This window comes from Pandoraea captiosa (assembly GCF_902459775.1).
Lineage (GTDB): Bacteria > Pseudomonadota > Gammaproteobacteria > Burkholderiales > Burkholderiaceae > Pandoraea > Pandoraea captiosa.
This window is the reverse complement of record NZ_CABPSQ010000002.1, coordinates 700,080-716,678: the sequence shown is the minus strand read 5'-3', so window position 1 is coordinate 716,678 and position 16,599 is coordinate 700,080. Positions and strand designations below refer to the sequence as shown.

The following is a 16,599-nucleotide window of genomic DNA, read 5'->3' as shown; positions in this document are numbered from 1 at the left end:
TTCAGTGTGACGTAGTGTGTGTGGCCGGCGCACCCGCGCCGACTTCCAGAATACCTTTAGACCCGCCCGAAAGCACCTTCTCCGCCAGCGTGTCGAGGGGCACCGAGCGATAGCAAACCGCTTTGATGAGCATCGACAGATTCACGCCGGCGAGCACGCGCACCTTCGGCCCCACGAGTTGCGCCGCCACGTTCGAAGGCGTCGCCCCGAACAGATCGGTGAGCACCAGCACGCCGTTCTCTTCGTGCAGTTGCGCGAGGCGTTCTTTTGCGACGTCTACGAGCGCCGCCGTGTCCTGGTCGGGGACAACGTCGATCGCGCCGATGCGCGACGGACACCCGCCGTAGATGTGCGAGACGCACTCGCGAAGGGCCGAAGCCAGCGGTGCGTGGGCAATGATCAGAATTCCAGCCATGATGCTAGGCACGCCGGGCGCCGCAGGTGTTCGGGATACAAACACAACGACGAACGCGAACCTGTCGATTTTGGGATTCTTATTTTAGCAGGCGCGACAAAATCCCGAATTAATCCTGAAATTTCATCAAGTTAGGGTTCGACCCAAAGCAGGTCTTCACTGGACGAACCCTTTGCGCGTCCGCGTCAGACCGCCAGTTCCAGGGCGTCGATAAACATCTTCGGCACGTCGAAACCGGTCTGATCGGTAATTTCCTGGAAGCACGTCGGACTCGTGACGTTCACTTCCGTGAGGTAATCGCCGATGACGTCGAGGCCCACCAGCAACAGGCCGCGTTGCCAGAGAACCGGCGCCAGCGCCTCGGCAATCTGACGATCGCGCGCCGAGAGGTTCCGGGCCTCGCCGAGCCCCCCCGCCGCGAGGTTGCCGCGCACTTCGTTCCCTTGCGGAATACGCGCGAGCGAATGGGGGACCACTTTGCCGCCGATGACGAGCACTCGCTTGTCACCGAGCTTGATATCCGGGATGAAGCGTTGCGCCATGACCGAACGCGCGCCGTTCTCGCCCAGCATTTCAATCACCGAGCCGAGGTTACGGCCGTCCGGGCCGATGCGGAACACCCCCGTACCCCCCATGCCGTCAAGCGGCTTGTAGATCACGTCGCCATGTTCCGCGTGAAAGGCGCGCAGACGCACGGCGTCGCGCGTGACCAGCGTCGGCGCCACGAACTGACCGAATTCGGCAATCGCCAGCTTTTCGGAGTGATCGCGAATCGCGCTCGGCTTGTTGAAGACACGCGCGCCGGCGCGCTCGGCAATCTCGAGCAGCCACGTGGCGTTGATGTACTCCATGTCGAACGGCGGGTCCTTGCGCATGAGCACCGCGTCGAATTCGGTCAGCGCAGCCACGCGTGTATCGACGACTTCGTACCAGGTCTGTGCGTCTCCCGTCAGACGAATTTCCTTCACGCGCGCATCGACCGTTGCGCCTTGCCACGCCATCTCGTGCGGCTCGCAAGCGAAGATGCGGTGCCCACGACGCGCGCCTTCGCGCATCATCGAGAACGTGGTGTCCTTGTAGATCTTGAATTGGTCGAGCGGGTCGGCGATAAAGAGAATCTGCATCGATCGGCGGGAATCTTGGAGGTTCGGATGCACACACCGCAAGCTGCGGCGACAGGCGTCTATTCTAGCCGAGGCGTCGTTTTGCCGCTGCCGACGGCACCGACGATGCCGCTCCCTCCCAGCCCGAGCAGCAGCGAGGCGTCACGCACCGGGTCGAGCCGCGCACGCATGAGCGACAGATGGGTCTTGAGTGTCTGTACACCGATCGCGCACGCTTCACGCGTGGCGGTACGCGACTGTCCCGCCAGCAAGCGCATGGCAATGTCACGCTGCACGGGCGTGAGCCCCGTCTCGCACAGTCGCTGCCACAGCCGCATGGCGGGTGGCACGACGAGATGCAGCGCAATGCGCACGCGCTCGGTCGCACGTCCGCCCATGCCGCACAGGTGCGTGGCGTGCAAATGAAGCGTACCGCCGGGCACGGGGACACGCGCGCCGACTTGCGCGAGCGCCGAAGCGTTACCGCCCGGATGCCGCGTCAGTTCGTCTGCGAGACGCTGGCAGGCCTGAACCACCACGCAGGCGTCTGGCCACGCCCGCCCGGGCGAGCGTCGCCAAACCCGACGCATGAGCGCGAGCGCCGTGGGATCCGCCCACTCCGGCGCCTGTCCGTGCCAGACGAGCGTGCCCGCGATATCACGACAAATGGCGTTGATCGGCGCGTGCACGACGTCCGGCGACGCAGGCACCATGGCACTGAACGACGGGAATTGAGGACGTTCGGGCACGACGGAGAACTCCGCCGCTGCCATCTCGAACGCACCGATTTCCCGCGTCGTGAACGACGGGCGCTCGCGGTCGCGCGACACGAGCAAACGTAACGCGCCAATCGAGGTCGCACGGGGTGCCACGCCGTCATCGCAAGCCGGGGGCGCTTGCGCGGCACGCGCGACCGGCAAAAGGCAGACGTCGAGCACATCGCCGTCGGCCAGGCATGCGTTCAACTCCGGCGGGCGATGCAGCACGTCTGCCACGCTGCGGTTGCTGCCATGCGGCCCCGGCTCCGCGCACCGTCCAGGCCGCACATGCCGCCGTGCATGTCGCGCGTGACCACGCAGCATCGCACGGTCGACCAACGCCTGTTGCAGCGTTGCGACAGACGGCATCGGCGGCATCCCCCATGCGCAAGCGGCAAGACGCTCACACGCCGTGACAGACGCCTGTGGTGCATACCAACGGACGCCGCCCGCCGTCGCAGCATCAGCGGCTATAGCGCCGGCCGTTTCAGGCGCCGAACACCACAGTGCGGCCACATTATCGGCGTCAAGCCACAGACGTAACGTCTCCAGCCACAGCGGCAGATAGCCGAGCGTGGGGACCGGCAACCGATGAATTTGACGAAGGCACGTGCGCAAATCCCCCTGCATTCGCCTGTCTCTCCCAGTCAAGAACCGTCCCGTAGATCATCGAGGAAATTTCCTATTCCACTTGAACACGGACGGACATCCCCCATTCGGGGGATGTTGGATGCGTCGAACCGCCGCATTATCACGACATGACTGACGCGAACCAGACGACGGACCGGCACAGTACACCGATCCGAAGGACGAAGGAGATGCGAAGGGAGCCAGTTTGCGGGGGGGACCGCCCAGGAAAGCCCCGATTTCCGACCGTTGCATGAGGCGGCCGGTAAATGTGACGCCCGGCTAGTCGGGGGGCCAGCCGGGCGTCTTTTTCTTTTCGCTTCTCAGGCAGAGAAGCGCACGGGAGCGCCGCCGACCGGAGAGCGTCCCACATCAAAATCAGAAACTTCTCAATACGGCGCTGCGACCCATAGGCAGCAGCGGGCTGTCACTCGGCGTGCAACGGCCCACGCACCGATATCGCTCAATAGGTTTCCGGATCCGGATCGGTGCGCTCGAGTTCGACCGATGCCGCCAGCAGCGCAAGCCGCGCCACCACGCCATACATATAGAAGCGATTGGGCGGCGCCGCCCCCGGCTTGGCGTGGACGTCAGGCAGCGCCGTGTGCTCGAATGCGAGCGGCACGAAGTGCATGCCCGGCGCATTCAGGTTCTCGTCGGTACCCCGCCCGGTGTGCACGCGATAGAAGCCGCCCACCACATAGCGATCGATCATGTAGACGACGGGTTCGGCCACGGCTTCGTTGATGCGCTCGAACGTGTAGACGCCTTCCTGCACGATGAAGTCATGCACTTCGAGCCCTTCCTTCACCACGCTCATCTTGGTGCGCTCGCGGCGGTTCAGGTTTTTGAGCTCGGCAGCGTCGTGCACCATCATCACGCCCATGCCGTAAGTGCCGGCATCGGCCTTGATCACTACGAACGGCTTCTCGGCGATGCCGTACTCGCGATACTTCTTGTTGATCTTCTTGAGTACCGCGTCGACGGTGTCGGCAAGCTTTTCCTCACCCACCCCTTCGTCGAAATCGACGCCCTCGCATTTCGCAAAGTACGGATTGAGCATCCATTGGTCGACGTCGATCATCTTCGAGAACTTCTTGACGATGTCGTCGTAGGCCGAGAAATGCTGGCTCTTGCGACGCATGGCCCAGCCGGCGTGCAGGGGTGGCAGCAGATACTGCTCGTGCAGGCCTTCCAGAATCGGCGGAATGCCGGCCGACAGATCGTTATTGAGCAGAATCGAGCATGGATCGAAGTTCTTCAGCCCCAAACGGCGCGGCGTGCGCTCCAGCGGTTCGATCACGACGTGCTGGCCATCGGGCAGCTCGATGGTCGTCGGTTCGGTAATGTCGTCCGACAGACTCCCCAGTCGCACATGCAAGCCGGCGTGACGCATGATCGTCGACAGACGCGCAATGTTCTGCAAATAGAACGAGTTACGCGTATGACGTTCGGGAATCAGCAGCAGATTCTTGGCATCGGGGCAGATCTTCTCGATCGCGGCCATCGCCGCCTGCACGGCGAGCGGCAGGACCTCCGGCGCCAGATTGTTGAAGCCACCCGGGAAGAGGTTGGTGTCGACGGGAGCAAGCTTGAAGCCGGCATTTCGCAGGTCGACCGAACAATAGAACGGCGGTGTGTGTTCCTGCCACTCGAGCCGGAACCAGCGCTCGATGGCGGGCGTCGCATCGAGAATCTTCTTTTCCAGGTCGAGCAAGGGGCCTTTCAGGGCCGTGACGAGATGCGGAACCATGCTTCTCTCATATCCAGATGGAATATCGATTGTAGAGCATCCACCCGGCGCCCCCGCCGTTTGCCATGCCCCACGAAGGGGCTCCAGCCGGGAAACCGCGGTGCAATGCGGTGAGAAGAGATGGGGGACGAAACGGCCAATCGCAAGCGCGCAGAGGGCACGCCCGCTCTCGCTGGGAAAAAAAACGGGCACCCAACGGGTGCCCGCGCAATGCCGGTGCCGGCTGTCCGACCGACCACCAGCGACTCCTTCTGTCAGGCCGGCTTGCGCCGGGGCAAATCCTTTCAACCTTGCGATGAGGTCAGATCAGTTGTGGTAGGCCGACTCGCCGTGCGAGGTGATGTCCAGGCCTTCGCGTTCTTCGTCTTCCGGCACACGCAAGCCCAGCACGATGTCCGCAATCTTGAAGGCGATGAAGGCGACCACACCGGACCACACGAGCGTGGTCACAACGCCCTGGAACTGAATCCAGACCTGCCCGCCGATCGAATAGTCCGGCGCAACGGCATTGGCCACGTAGTCGTAGATACCCGTGCCGCCAAGCGACGGGGCAGCGAACACGCCCGTCAGAAGCGCGCCGAGCATACCGCCCACGCCGTGCACTCCGAACACGTCGAGCGCGTCGTCCGCCTTGAGCAGGCGCTTCAGACCGTTCACGCCCCACAGGCAGATCACACCGGCGAGCAGGCCGAGCACGATCGAGCCCATCGGACCGACGAAGCCTGCCGCCGGGGTGACGGCCACCAGACCGGCCACAGCCCCCGAAGCACCACCCAGCATCGACGGCTTGCCCTTGCCGATCCATTCACCGGCCGTCCAGGACAGCGTAGCGGCGGCAGTGGCCAACAGCGTGTTGACGAAGGCGAGCGCAGCGCCGCCATTGGCTTCCAGACCCGAGCCGGCGTTAAAGCCGAACCAGCCGAACCAGAGCAGCGAGGCGCCGATCATCGTCATGGTGAGCGAGTGCGGCTTGAACGCTTCCTTGCCGAAACCCACGCGCTTGCCGACCATGTACGAGCCCACCAGACCGGCAATCGCCGCGTTGATGTGCACCACCGTACCGCCGGCGTAATCGAGCGCCCCCTTCTGGAACAACCAGCCGGCGTGTGCGTTGGCAGCGTCGGCAGCGGCGGCGTCGACGTAGGCATCCGGGCCGGCCCAGAACCACACCATATGCGCCATCGGCAGGTACGAGAACGTGAACCAGATCACCGTGAAGAGCAGCACGGCCGAGAACCGGGCGCGTTCTGCAAAGGCACCGACGATCAGCGCGCAGGTGATGGCAGCGAAAGCGGCCTGGAACGCCATGTAAGCGTACTCGGGGACATTCACGCCCTTGCTGAAGGTCGCGGCCACCGAGTCCGGCGTCATGCCCTTGAGGAAGATGCGATCGAACCCACCGAAGAACGCCCCGCCTTCCGTGAACGCGATGCTATAGCCGTAAATGGCCCAGAGCACGACCACCAGCGAGAAGATGATGAAACACTGCATCAGTACCGAGAGCATGTTCTTCGAGCGTACGAGACCGCCGTAGAACAGGCCCAGGCCCGGCAGCGTCATGAGAATGACGAATGCGGTACAGGTGAGCAGCCACGCCGTGTCGCCCTTGTTCGGGGGCACAGGCGTTGCCGCGGCAGGCGCGGCCGGTGCTGCCGCCTGAGCGGCAGGTGCCGGTGCGGCAGCGGGCGCTGCGGTCGCCGCAGCAGATGCAGGCGCGGCCGTGGCCGAAGCGGCCGCAGGCGCAGAGGCGTCCTGCGCCAGTGCAGCGCTCGAGCCGAGGCCCATGGTGCCCACGACGCCCGCGAAGGCGGCGGCGAGCAAGAGTTTGGCAAGCAGTTTTTTCATGATTATTGTCTCTTTTGTGGGACCTTTACAGCGCGTCTTCGCCGGTCTCTCCAGTACGGATACGGACCACGTGCTCGACGTTGGACACGAAAATCTTGCCGTCGCCGATCTTGCCGGTACGGGCTGCCTGCTCGATGGCGTCGATCGCCTGGTCGAGCAAGGCATCGCCGATTACCGCCTCGATCTTCACCTTCGGCAGAAAGTCGACGACATACTCTGCGCCCCGGTACAACTCGGTATGGCCCTTCTGACGGCCGAAGCCCTTGACCTCGGTCACCGTAATGCCCGCCACGCCGATGTTCGAGAGGGCTTCGCGCACCTCGTCGAGCTTGAAGGGTTTCACAATTGCGGTAATCAGCTTCATGATGAGTCGCTCCTTAGAATGTCTTCGACAACCCAACGACGACCGTCGCCTTCGAGAGCACCTTGCCGGAATTCGCGGCGGTGTAGTACTTCTCGTCGGCGTTCGTATCGACGTAGGAGACCGACACGCTGAAGTTCTTGCCCAGATCCTTCGTCAGGCCGATCTTCCAGTCGGTGTAGCTTGCGGGGCTGAAGTTGTGCACCCACTGATGACCCACGTGGCCCACGGCCGAGAGGCCCCAGAAGCCGAGGTCATAGGTGCCCGTCAGGTCGAGATAGCCGCTGTTGGACGTATCCTGGCCGTCCGGACTCACGAGACCGAAAAGACGGGTCAGTGCGTGCGAATACTTCAGCGTTACGGTCTTCCAGCCCACTGCGGCATACAGTTCGAACGTATGCGGACGCGGGTAAAAGTCACCCGACGGGTAGGTGCCCGGGTAGTAGTACTGCAGACCGCCGAAATCGATGGTCCAGTCGGGGATGATTTCCTTCTTCCAGCCACCGTAAAAGTCCATCTCGATGGGCGCGCTCACCTGCGAGTTCCCATCCGAAATCCAGCTGATGTTCGATGCCCACACGCCGGCATACAAACCGGATTCATGCGCGATATCGAAGCCGCCCTGCACCGCCGGGCGCTTGGCCGTTTGCGAAATACCGCGGAAGCGATAGTCCGAGAACAGGCCGATGTTCGCGGTAATCGTCAGCGGCTCTGCCGCCGCAGCAGCAGCTTCGGTCGGCGCCGCCGCGGGTGCGGCGCCATCGGCGGCCGCCTGCGCGAACGCGCCGGTCGACACTGTCATGGCGCCAAAAACCACTGCGCCAGCCACTGCATTGCAAACCGCTGTTGACACTTTTTTCATCACTTTCCCCTAAGTTGACTGTTCGACGTCTTGGTACAGCGTGCGGCAAGTTCCGACATGGGTAGAGCAACTCCCGTGCCAGGTCTTTCGACCGCTTTCGCTGCGAGGCGCACGATACGAATTTCGGGATAAAAAATTGGCAAAATTGCGGGCAAAGTGACGCCGACATGCGACATCTCGGCACCAACGAACCCCGGCACGCGGTGTCCGGGGCCCGCGTGAGGGCCGCTGGCCGGGCGGCTTGGCTGGCTGGGCGCAAAAAACGGTGTTAGAGTTGCGCCAATCCATCAGGTCCCTGCCGAATGCACCACCTTGCACCGGTCAGACCGGCACGGCGAAGCACGCTGAAGGTGCAAGCACCACATCGGTGCAAAGTTTTAATGAGAGGAAGGCTTATGAAACCGAACGAGATCCTGCAAGACATGCAAGCCAAGGTGAGCGAGATGCTCAGGCAATCGCCCGCGAAGGATATCGAGCGCAACGTCAAGAGCCTGCTCAATCAAGGTTTCACCAAGCTCGATTTGGTGACGCGCGAAGAATTCGATGTGCAGGCGCAGGTGCTCGCCCGCACGCGCGAGAAACTCGAGGCGCTAGAGAAGCGCGTGGCCGAACTCGAAGGCCTGCGCAGCGAAGCGCAAGACTAACGACTTGCAGGGGTGCGAAAGCACCCCTTGTTACATCCGGACCGGCCTGGGCGGGCAATGCCGCCGGTCCGTCAGCAAAGCGGTGCCGTTTGCGGCTGCCGTCGCAACTTTCCCGTACCTTGGTTCGGCGCACTCGCTCCGGCCCCCTCCTCCCTTCCGCCTCTCGCTCCTCCCCGTCGTCACCCTCACTCGCTCATCTTCCGTTGCGTCTTCCCCGTAGCGCATGTCTTGTGAATTTCCGAACCCCGCCCGGAATCCTCTTATTCGCCGAGCAGCGCATTCCGAACGGGCAATGGCATCCGTCCGAAATCCTGCCCGGTGTCCGACATTTGCGCCGATAAGGCATTGCGCCATGCCATCAGCCGGGGCGACGATCTTCCATCGCGTCAGACGCCGAGCGCGTCATGAGATCAGGAGGGAAGAAAAGACATGTCATTGGCAGTGGTGAGCAGTCGGGCCATCACCGGAATGGCGGCACGTCCGGTCACGGTTGAAGTGCATCTGGCGAACGGTTTGCCGGGCCTGTCGCTGGTGGGTCTGCCGGATACGGAAGTCAAGGAGAGCCGCGAGCGCGTGCGCTCGGCGTTGCAGAATAGCCGGTTCGAGTTTCCGGCGCGACGTATCACCATCAATCTCGCCCCGGCGGATTTGCCCAAGGCGTCGGGTTGCTTCGACTTGCCGATCGCGCTGGGCATTCTGGCGGCGAGCGGCCAATTGCCGGAGACGGGACTGCGCACGCACGAGTTTGCCGGCGAGTTGTCGCTCACGGGCGAGCTGCGCCCGATTCGCGGTGGGCTGGCCATGGCGAGCGCGATGGCGCAGAGCCGGTCTTCACGAGCGCTGGTGTTGCCCGCGAGCAGCGCGCAGGAGGCCGCGCTGGTGGAAGAGGCAACTGTCTATGGTGCGCAGACCTTGCTCGACGTTTGCGCGCATCTTGCCGAACCGGACGTCGCCACCCCGTTACCGCGCGCGACGGTGCCACGGGGCGTGGCCGAGGAAGGGGCACACCCAGCGCATCCCTCGGAGCAACTTCCGGGGCGACCCCAGCGAGACCTTGACGCGCCACGTCAGGAGACACTACAGGCACCGCACGCCGGCGAAATCGCCGACATGCTCGACATCAAAGGTCAGGAACACGCCAAACGGGCGCTGGAAGTTGCGGCGGCAGGCGGGCATCACATCCTGTTCCATGGGCCGCCCGGCACTGGCAAATCCATGCTCGCCACACGACTTGCCGGATTGCTCCCGCCGTTAAGCAAGGCACAGGCCGTCGAGGCCGCAACGCTCGCCAGTCTCAGCGCACACGGCTTCGACATGCGGCACTGGGGACGGCGCCCGTTTCGTGCACCGCATCACACGGCGTCGGCGGCAGCGCTGGTGGGCGGGGGCTGTCATTTTTCGAAATTAATGCGACTCAGTCGAATTAAATGCGACGAATGACGAATGCTCCCGCCAATAGTGGAGGGGCGTTGCAGCCGCACTTTCAGGTCTTCCCCCTTCCGCGACAAAATCGCGGGCAGCTGCTTTGGCTCCGAAGTCCCAAAAATCAAAACCGACTATGATTTATTCGTAGATACGTCGAGAAACTTGGTAGTTTCCACGAATAAACTATGGAGCTTGTGGGCCCTTGCTGCCATCAGCCGCCCGGTAGCGTCCAACTTTTGACCAGTAATCCTCAACGAGGACGATGTCTCATCTCGACCAGAGGCGGACATTGAGGCGCAACACGTGTTTGTTCGCTTCGGGTCGGCTGCCGTCAGACTTTCGCCTGATTCCGCTGCGGGCCTAATGAGTGGTTTTCCCAGTACGGGGAGCGAGTATCAAAGTTTTCCGCCTCGCTCTACGATGCATGCGCATTGCCTGCATGGCATCACAACCTTGGGAGCACGAGCGCCTTCGCCACGTCATCGCATCGAAAGTGAGTCGATGCAGCCCGTATCGCAGTTGCTCCATTTGCGGTATATCGCAGCGTTTCCTCATTTGTCTCGTCAAAGCGTTTCCAGCGATCCGCACCCGACGCGTTGGGTGAGCCACTACGTGCGAACGTGGTCCAGTTCGACGTCATCCGATCGGCCAACTGGCGCTGCCGAGCATTCAGCGGTGTTTGATGGCCAGAATCACCGTGAAAACCACTGAACAGATATTGCAACTCACTGGTGTGTGCTGCGCCATAAGGAATCGAAGCCTGGTCCAGCAACGGCGGTGCGGACTCGTCCGCGAAATCGTAGGCGTAAACAGGCACGTACCTCGACAGAATGGCGCTGGTCAGAATCGACGAACAAATGAATTTGCTCCGACCGAAGAACGACGCATACTTTTGCGTCACGTCGGTAGCACCCGGCGGGAAGTTTGCGATGTTGTATAGCGATGCGCCAATGCGCGGGCCAAATGAGCCCACGAGCGCCTCGCGCGTATCGCGTTCGGCGATTGGCCGCTTGCGCTGAAGCTCGGCCAACCCGGCAAAGAATGCGCCCTCGTTCTCGTTGTAGCCGTTGATGACGGGCACTCGAAGGAATCTCCCCGCCTGAAACGCGTCGATGAAATCGCTCGGGATGATCGTTCCATCGACGTACACCTGTGCGATCGGGAGGCGATTCGTACCGTGTTGCAATATCGCCTCAGTGGAGGCTTTGCGCAGGCACGATGCTACCGAATCGTCTTCACCGTCGCCGCAACCAAGATCGGACGCAATCTTCCTGCCCCAGACGTTCGCCTCTTTCAGCGACGGCTGGCGAAGCCCATAGGCTCCACTCTCCACTATGGCCCGTTGAAACAACCCTTTCGCGGCGGGCGACACCATTTGTGCAAGCACGCTGTGCCCCCCAGCGGATTCGCCGAAGATCGTGACGTTACGATTATCGCCCCCGAAGCGCCAAATATTGCGTTGTACCCATTTCAATACGGCTTGCTGGTCCAGCGTGCCGTAGTTCACACCGGGATGATGCTCGCGGTTGATGGCCGGGTGCGAAAAGTAGCCGAACGTGCCGAGACGGTAATTGAACGTCACGAGGATCACCCCGTGATCGACCACCGGATGCGGACTGTAATCGTTCCCCGATCCTGTACCCAGGCCTCCCCCGTGGATCCAGACCATCACTGGCAGACGGCCTCTGGCGGCGTGCCCTCGTGGCACGAAGACATTGAGGTACAGACAGTCTTCACTTGAGCTCAGCTTGCCGAATCCTCCGAGGGTGTAGCCCGTTGCACATGTCGCGGAGAAATGGTCCGCATGCAGCGGAGTATCCCAGCGCGCATGGGGTTGCGGCGGCAGCCACCGCAACTCCCCAACCGGCGCTTGTGCATACGGAATGCCCTTGAAAGTCTGAATGCCCCCGTCGACGACCCCGATCACCGGGCCCCGGTCCGTGTCGACCACCGGCTCGCGGCCGTCGGAGCGCGCATGATCGGTTGATGCGTGGACGGCCCCCGATGCGACCAGACTGAGCATCATGACCATTGCCCTGATTTTCATACGTTCTTCCTCGATGATGTTCGTCCGGCACCGTGCCGACTTGCCGTCCGAAGACTCGGGAGCTCCAGGCAACCCGAGGCAGCACGGCACACGAACCGTAGCTGATGCAATCGCGCAGGATAAGGAAGGGTTAACCTCGATCGAACGCCGAGGCGTGATGCGCAGATTGCGCCATAACGCGATGCTTCCCGGTTAGTCCCCGCCATTAGTGCGTTGACGGCATCGCGAACAGGCTATCCTGTGACGACGACGCTGTTCGTCGCTGCAAGGCCATAACGAAAATCGAACGATATGCGTGCAAATGGCAATGCAGGATCCGATCTTCAACTGTGACGATCGGGTTCGCCAGGGGGGAACGCTTCTCTGCGTCATCCGGCGCGTTCGTTTTTCCGGGCATCCAACAACCCACTCTCGCAAACGGAAAACATGTCGCCCTCAGCGCCGATAACGCCCGACGAACTGAGCACCTCGATGAGCCTCGCGCAATTGCAGGTGTTCGCCGCGGTGGCGACCACGGGGAGTGTGGCTGCCGCCTCCGATCTGCTGTTCAAGGCCCAATCGGCCGTCTCACGCTCGATTACCGAATTCGAGGCAACGATCGGCCATACGCTGTTCGAGCGTCGGTCTTTCGGCATGCTGCCGACCCCAGTAGGTAATGCAGTCCACGAACGCGGCGCGCGTGTGCTCGGTGAGCTTGCAGAATTTGCCGTCTGGTGCGAACTTCTGCGATCGCGGCATGTAGCAGCGTCGCGCGGCGTGGTTCCCAACTACTTGCTGAACACCCGTCGCTTGCAGTTGTTCATCGAATTGTGCCGGCATCGCAACATGCAGAGCGCGGCGGTAAGCATGGGCATCTCGCAGCCTGCCGTCAGTGCCGCAGTCAGGACGCTGGAGGCTGGCGCAGGTTTCCCGCTGTTCGAGCGATCGTCGCGCGGGCTCTTGCTCACGGAGTACGGTCAGACCTTCGAACTTCGTGTGCGGCGCGCCCTCAACGAGCTGCGGCAGATACCTTACGAAGTGGCCGCGCTGGAGGGGATGGTCAGAGGTGTGGTTTCGGTCGGCGCACTTCCGCCTGTGAGGTCCAGGATTCTGCCGCAAGCCATCGCCCGACTGAGCCAGACGCATCGTGGCGTTCGTGTGGTGACCGACGAACGGCCGTATGACGACCTGCTCGCCGAACTTCGCTCGGGTGACATCGATTTCGTGCTGGGCGCCATCGCCAACGTCGACGTTTCCGTCGGTCTGGTCACGGAGCTTCTCTACAGGGAATCAATGTGCGCGCTGGTGCGCCAAGGCCATCCATTGGCCCGTCAGGGGAAAGCCTGCTCAGTGGACGCAATCCAGGCCTACGGCCTGATACTGCCTCGCCAGAAATCTCTCGCGCGCAAACTCGTTGATGAGCACTTCCGGCGCCATGGCAGGAAGGCGTTGGTGGCGACAGTGGAGACTGCCGATCTGGCCGTGGTGCGTAGTCTGCTGCTCGACACCGATATGATTGCCTTCCTGTCTGAAAACCACGTTCACCGCGACGTCGTGGACGGCGACATTGTGTCGCTGCCAACGGTCGCCGGTGCGCTGGAGCGCAAGATTGGTTTCACGTTCCGCTCAGACTCGGCGCATTCGCCCGCCGCGCTGGCATTGATCAGTATCGTACGAAGTCTGGCGCCAGACTGTCGCTGATCGACGTCATCGTCATTGCCAATTTCGTTCATCGCGTTCGAAATTGCTTATGCCAATGCGGCGCAACATCGCCGAATCACCACTCTCCCCCGCGAATTCGATATGAATATTTGATTCATATAAAACAATTACTTGAGGCAAATATATCGCCATCGCCAAGCCCCCTCTTTTGCTCCCACCCAGGGTTCGTTAGAGGTTAACCCACCCTTCCAGTCTGGCACGCGAAACCGTACCGTTCGTTCCCGAAGCAGACCAGGGGCGAGAGGCCGTGCCCGATAACCGAATGACTGGAAGAGACACCATGAGCAACAAGACCAACGAAAGCCGGCGCGCTTTCATGATCAAGGTGGGAGCGGCCGGCGTGGCCGCCTCGCTCGGCACGCAGGCAATCGCTGCCACACAGCGCAACGATCGCCCGAACATCGTCTTCATTCTCGCCGACGATATGGGCTTCGCCGACCTCAGCTGCTACGGCCGGCGCGACTACAAGACGCCGAATCTGGACCGACTGGCGAGCCAGGGCATGCTGTTCACGCGCGGCTACGCCAACTCCGCCGTCTGTTCGGCCACGCGTACGGCACTCGTCACGGGCCGGTATCAGGACCGCTTCGAAATCGGTCTCGAAGAGCCTGTCAAGGAAGGTACCGATATCGGCTTGCCGGCCGGTACGCCCACGATGCCGGGACAACTGAAGCGGTTGGGCTATGAGACGTTCCTGGTCGGCAAGTGGCACCTTGGGTCGATCCCGAAATACAGCCCGCTTAAGTTCGGCTACGACCACTTCTTCGGCTTCCAGGGCGGCGCCACCGATTATTTCGCGCATCGATTCAATCCGGCAGAGCCTGCAAGCCCGTCCACGGGCATGTTTGCTGACGACAAGCCGATCGAGCGCGATGGCTATATGACGGACCTTCTCGGCGATGAGACCGTTCGCATCATTCGCGGCGCCTCGGACAAGCCGTTCATGATCAGCCTGCATTTCAATGCGCCGCACTGGCCGTGGGAAGGTCCCGACGATATCGCCCGCTCGCGGACCATGAAAGACATCAAAGACTTCTCCGGCGGCAGCCTCGAGACGTACGGCAAGATCGTGCAGCGGCTTGACGAAAACGTCGGCAAGGTGCTAAGGGCGCTCGACGAGACGGGCGCTGCGAAAAACACCATTGTCGTGTTTACGAGCGACAACGGTGGAGAACGCTTCTCCGACGTGTGGCCGTTGACCGGCCGCAAGGGCGAGCTGCTCGAAGGCGGGCTGCGCGTGCCGCTGCTCGTGCGTTGGCCTGACCGCATCAAGGCCGGCTCGCGCTCCAGCCAGATGGTGATGTCGATGGACTGGCTGCCGACGCTGTTGGCGGCCGCCGGCGGCGTGCCGGATCCGTCGTCGCGCCCCGACGGTGACAACGTGTTGCCGGTCATGCTTGGTGCCGCGCCTCAGTACGACCGCGAGCTGTTCTGGCGATACAAGGCGAATCAGCAAGCTGCAGTCATTCGTGGCAACTGGAAGCTGCTGTTCCTCGCGGGCAAGGAATACCTGTTCGATCTGGCCGCGGACGAACACGAACGCGCCAACGTCAAGGACCTTCATCCCGAGATCTTCAAGTCGCTGCGGCACGACTTCGATCATTGGAATCGTCAGATGCTGCCGTATCCGATTGCCAGCTTCTCCGAGAGCGCTCGCGGCATGCAGCCCGACCGATACTGACCCGTTACACCCCCGCGTGCCTGCGGGCGGAGTAACTAACGCCCAGAAAAGACCGCCCCCGCGAATCGACATCTCGCGGGACGGCCCGCCTTTGCCTCAAAGGCGGTACGAATGCAGCGCTTGACTGCAAAAAAAAGATGGGGCCGGCGTCGAACATCGCCGAGCGTCACGACAACGAAAAACGGAGACACTCATGACATCTCGCCAACTCGCCGGGCCCAGCGCTCGACTCTGTCTCGGTTTTGCCATCGCCGGCCTATGCGGGCCATCCTTCGCGCAAAGTACCGTCACGCTCGGGGGCATGATCAACGCTGGCGTGCTCTACGTGAACAATAGCGCCGGCGCTTCCGCGTGGACTACCACGACCAGCCAGCTCTCGCCGACGCGGTTCTTTCTTGCCGGCAGCGAAGACCTGGGGGGCGGCAATCGAGCGGTGTTTCGCTTGATGGCCCCCTTCAACATCCAGACCGGCACCGGCTCCGGTCGTGCGTGGAACGTCGCCTATGTCGGTCTCGCAAAACGAGGCATCGGCTCGCTGACGATCGGTCGTCAGTTCGACTCGCTGCCGACCATCATGCAGGGCATCGCGAGCACCTCCGAGTGGGGCGGCACCATTTCTGCGCACGCGGGCAATGCCGATAACCTTTCCAGCTCCTTCAAGTCGAGCAATGCGGTGAAGTTCACAAGCGTTGCGTATCGGGGGCTGGTCACCAGCGCGACGTATGCCTTCAGCAACAGCGCCAACACTGGCAATGGCAGCTCGGGCTTTGCGGTCAATCGGATGATGAGCGCGGGCACGTCATATTCGAACGGCCCGGTTCGGCTGTCAGCTGCGTACTTTCTGGCAGATCGGCCGGACGGGCAGGCATCCGGCGCGATCGGCACGACGGGCTCCGGTGTCACCGACGACTTCACGAAGACGGGTTTCACCAGCAGCTACAGCGGGAAGGCGTTGATCGATACGCAGCAGATCTGGATGGCCGGCGGGACCTATGCCATCGGAGACGTCACGATCGGTGCCTTGTATAGCAAGGTGCTGTACCACTATCGGGACAATACCGGCTTTCACATCGAGAACTACGAGTTGAACGCCCGCTGGCGACCGTCGGCCACGTGGCAGTTCGGTGCTGCCGTATTTCGCTCCGCTGGTGCCTACAACGGTGCAGGTACGGGCAATCTGCGCCCGGCGTGGAACCAGTTGACGCTTTCCGTGGAGTACTTCCTGTCCAAGCGGACGTGGCTGTATGCACTGGCGGCAGGGCAACAGGCCAGCCGGACGAAAGCGCAGATCTACTCGATGTCGGCGTCAACGACCACACGTCAACTAGTGCTGACGTCCGGCATCCAGCACGTCTTCTAAGGCCGACAATCCCTCCG

At 62.1% G+C, this 16,599-nt stretch carries 12 protein-coding genes and 1 pseudogene; 5 read left to right on the top strand and 8 right to left on the bottom strand.

Features of this window, described 5'->3' with window-relative positions; translation table 11 throughout:
• Position 1 precedes the first annotated feature (1 nt).
• The 7 genes from PCA31118_RS08440 to PCA31118_RS08410 form a co-directional block, all read right to left on the bottom strand.
• Complete coding sequence (locus tag PCA31118_RS08440) at positions 2–415, bottom strand: PTS sugar transporter subunit IIA (RefSeq protein WP_044453699.1); 414 nt, start codon at positions 413–415, stop codon at positions 2–4.
• A 185-nt stretch (positions 416–600) separates the two neighbouring features.
• Entirely contained in the window at positions 601–1,539 is a 939-nt protein-coding gene (gene gshB / locus PCA31118_RS08435; protein WP_150624775.1) for a glutathione synthase, read from the bottom strand.
• Between the two features lie 59 nt (positions 1,540–1,598).
• Positions 1,599–2,645: a helix-turn-helix transcriptional regulator gene (locus PCA31118_RS08430; RefSeq protein ID WP_174990392.1), complete on the bottom strand. Its 1,047-nt coding sequence runs from the start codon at positions 2,643–2,645 to the stop codon at positions 1,599–1,601.
• Between the two features lie 721 nt (positions 2,646–3,366).
• Complete coding sequence (gene gshA / locus PCA31118_RS08425; RefSeq protein ID WP_150624771.1) at positions 3,367–4,656, bottom strand: glutamate--cysteine ligase; 1,290 nt, start codon at positions 4,654–4,656, stop codon at positions 3,367–3,369.
• A 306-nt stretch (positions 4,657–4,962) separates the two neighbouring features.
• Positions 4,963–6,441, bottom strand: a complete 1,479-nt coding sequence (gene amt, locus PCA31118_RS08420; protein WP_246190168.1) for an ammonium transporter — start codon at positions 6,439–6,441, stop codon at positions 4,963–4,965.
• A gap of 85 nt (positions 6,442–6,526) precedes the next feature.
• Positions 6,527–6,865 carry a P-II family nitrogen regulator gene (locus PCA31118_RS08415; RefSeq protein ID WP_010804740.1) on the bottom strand — a complete coding sequence of 113 codons (339 nt, stop codon included), beginning with the start codon at positions 6,863–6,865 and terminating at the stop codon, positions 6,527–6,529.
• A 13-nt stretch (positions 6,866–6,878) separates the two neighbouring features.
• Positions 6,879–7,724 (bottom strand): TorF family putative porin, encoded by an 846-nt coding sequence (locus tag PCA31118_RS08410; RefSeq protein ID WP_150624767.1) that lies wholly within the window; start codon positions 7,722–7,724, stop codon positions 6,879–6,881.
• 395 nt (positions 7,725–8,119) lie between these two features.
• Here PCA31118_RS08410 and PCA31118_RS08405 point away from each other — a divergent pair, with 395 nt between their 5' ends.
• Positions 8,120–8,368: an accessory factor UbiK family protein gene (locus tag PCA31118_RS08405; protein ID WP_150624765.1), complete on the top strand. Its 249-nt coding sequence runs from the start codon at positions 8,120–8,122 to the stop codon at positions 8,366–8,368.
• 429 nt (positions 8,369–8,797) lie between these two features.
• Positions 8,798–9,757, top strand: a pseudogene (locus PCA31118_RS08400) (YifB family Mg chelatase-like AAA ATPase); the annotation flags it as partial.
• Positions 9,758–10,238: 481 nt separating this feature from the next.
• Here PCA31118_RS08400 and PCA31118_RS08395 read toward each other — a convergent pair.
• Entirely contained in the window at positions 10,239–11,840 is a 1,602-nt protein-coding gene (locus PCA31118_RS08395) for a carboxylesterase/lipase family protein (RefSeq protein WP_150624761.1), read from the bottom strand.
• Between the two features lie 471 nt (positions 11,841–12,311).
• Between PCA31118_RS08395 and PCA31118_RS08390 the strand changes: the two genes are divergently transcribed.
• From PCA31118_RS08390 to PCA31118_RS08380, 3 genes are all read left to right on the top strand, one after another.
• Positions 12,312–13,520, top strand: coding sequence for a LysR family transcriptional regulator (locus PCA31118_RS08390; RefSeq protein WP_246190135.1), 1,209 nt, complete (start codon positions 12,312–12,314; stop codon positions 13,518–13,520).
• 301 nt (positions 13,521–13,821) lie between these two features.
• Positions 13,822–15,222: a sulfatase-like hydrolase/transferase gene (locus PCA31118_RS08385; protein WP_174990390.1), complete on the top strand. Its 1,401-nt coding sequence runs from the start codon at positions 13,822–13,824 to the stop codon at positions 15,220–15,222.
• A 193-nt stretch (positions 15,223–15,415) separates the two neighbouring features.
• Complete coding sequence (locus tag PCA31118_RS08380; RefSeq protein WP_150624755.1) at positions 15,416–16,582, top strand: porin; 1,167 nt, start codon at positions 15,416–15,418, stop codon at positions 16,580–16,582.
• Positions 16,583–16,599 lie beyond the last annotated feature (17 nt).

Coding starts and splice junctions, on each gene's coding strand:
- PCA31118_RS08395 (WP_150624761.1), bottom strand. CDS start 11,840: ATGAAAATCAGGGCAATGGTCATGATGCTCAGTCTGGTCGCATCGGGG.
- PCA31118_RS08405 (WP_150624765.1), top strand. CDS start 8,120: ATGAAACCGAACGAGATCCTGCAAGACATGCAAGCCAAGGTGAGCGAG.
- gshB (WP_150624775.1), bottom strand. CDS start 1,539: ATGCAGATTCTCTTTATCGCCGACCCGCTCGACCAATTCAAGATCTAC.
- PCA31118_RS08430 (WP_174990392.1), bottom strand. CDS start 2,645: ATGCCGTCTGTCGCAACGCTGCAACAGGCGTTGGTCGACCGTGCGATG.
- PCA31118_RS08440 (WP_044453699.1), bottom strand. CDS start 415: ATGGCTGGAATTCTGATCATTGCCCACGCACCGCTGGCTTCGGCCCTT.
- PCA31118_RS08380 (WP_150624755.1), top strand. CDS start 15,416: ATGACATCTCGCCAACTCGCCGGGCCCAGCGCTCGACTCTGTCTCGGT.
- amt (WP_246190168.1), bottom strand. CDS start 6,441: ATGGGCCTCGGCTCGAGCGCTGCACTGGCGCAGGACGCCTCTGCGCCT.
- PCA31118_RS08410 (WP_150624767.1), bottom strand. CDS start 7,724: ATGAAAAAAGTGTCAACAGCGGTTTGCAATGCAGTGGCTGGCGCAGTG.
- PCA31118_RS08415 (WP_010804740.1), bottom strand. CDS start 6,865: ATGAAGCTGATTACCGCAATTGTGAAACCCTTCAAGCTCGACGAGGTG.
- gshA (WP_150624771.1), bottom strand. CDS start 4,656: ATGGTTCCGCATCTCGTCACGGCCCTGAAAGGCCCCTTGCTCGACCTG.
- PCA31118_RS08385 (WP_174990390.1), top strand. CDS start 13,822: ATGAGCAACAAGACCAACGAAAGCCGGCGCGCTTTCATGATCAAGGTG.
- PCA31118_RS08390 (WP_246190135.1), top strand. CDS start 12,312: ATGAGCCTCGCGCAATTGCAGGTGTTCGCCGCGGTGGCGACCACGGGG.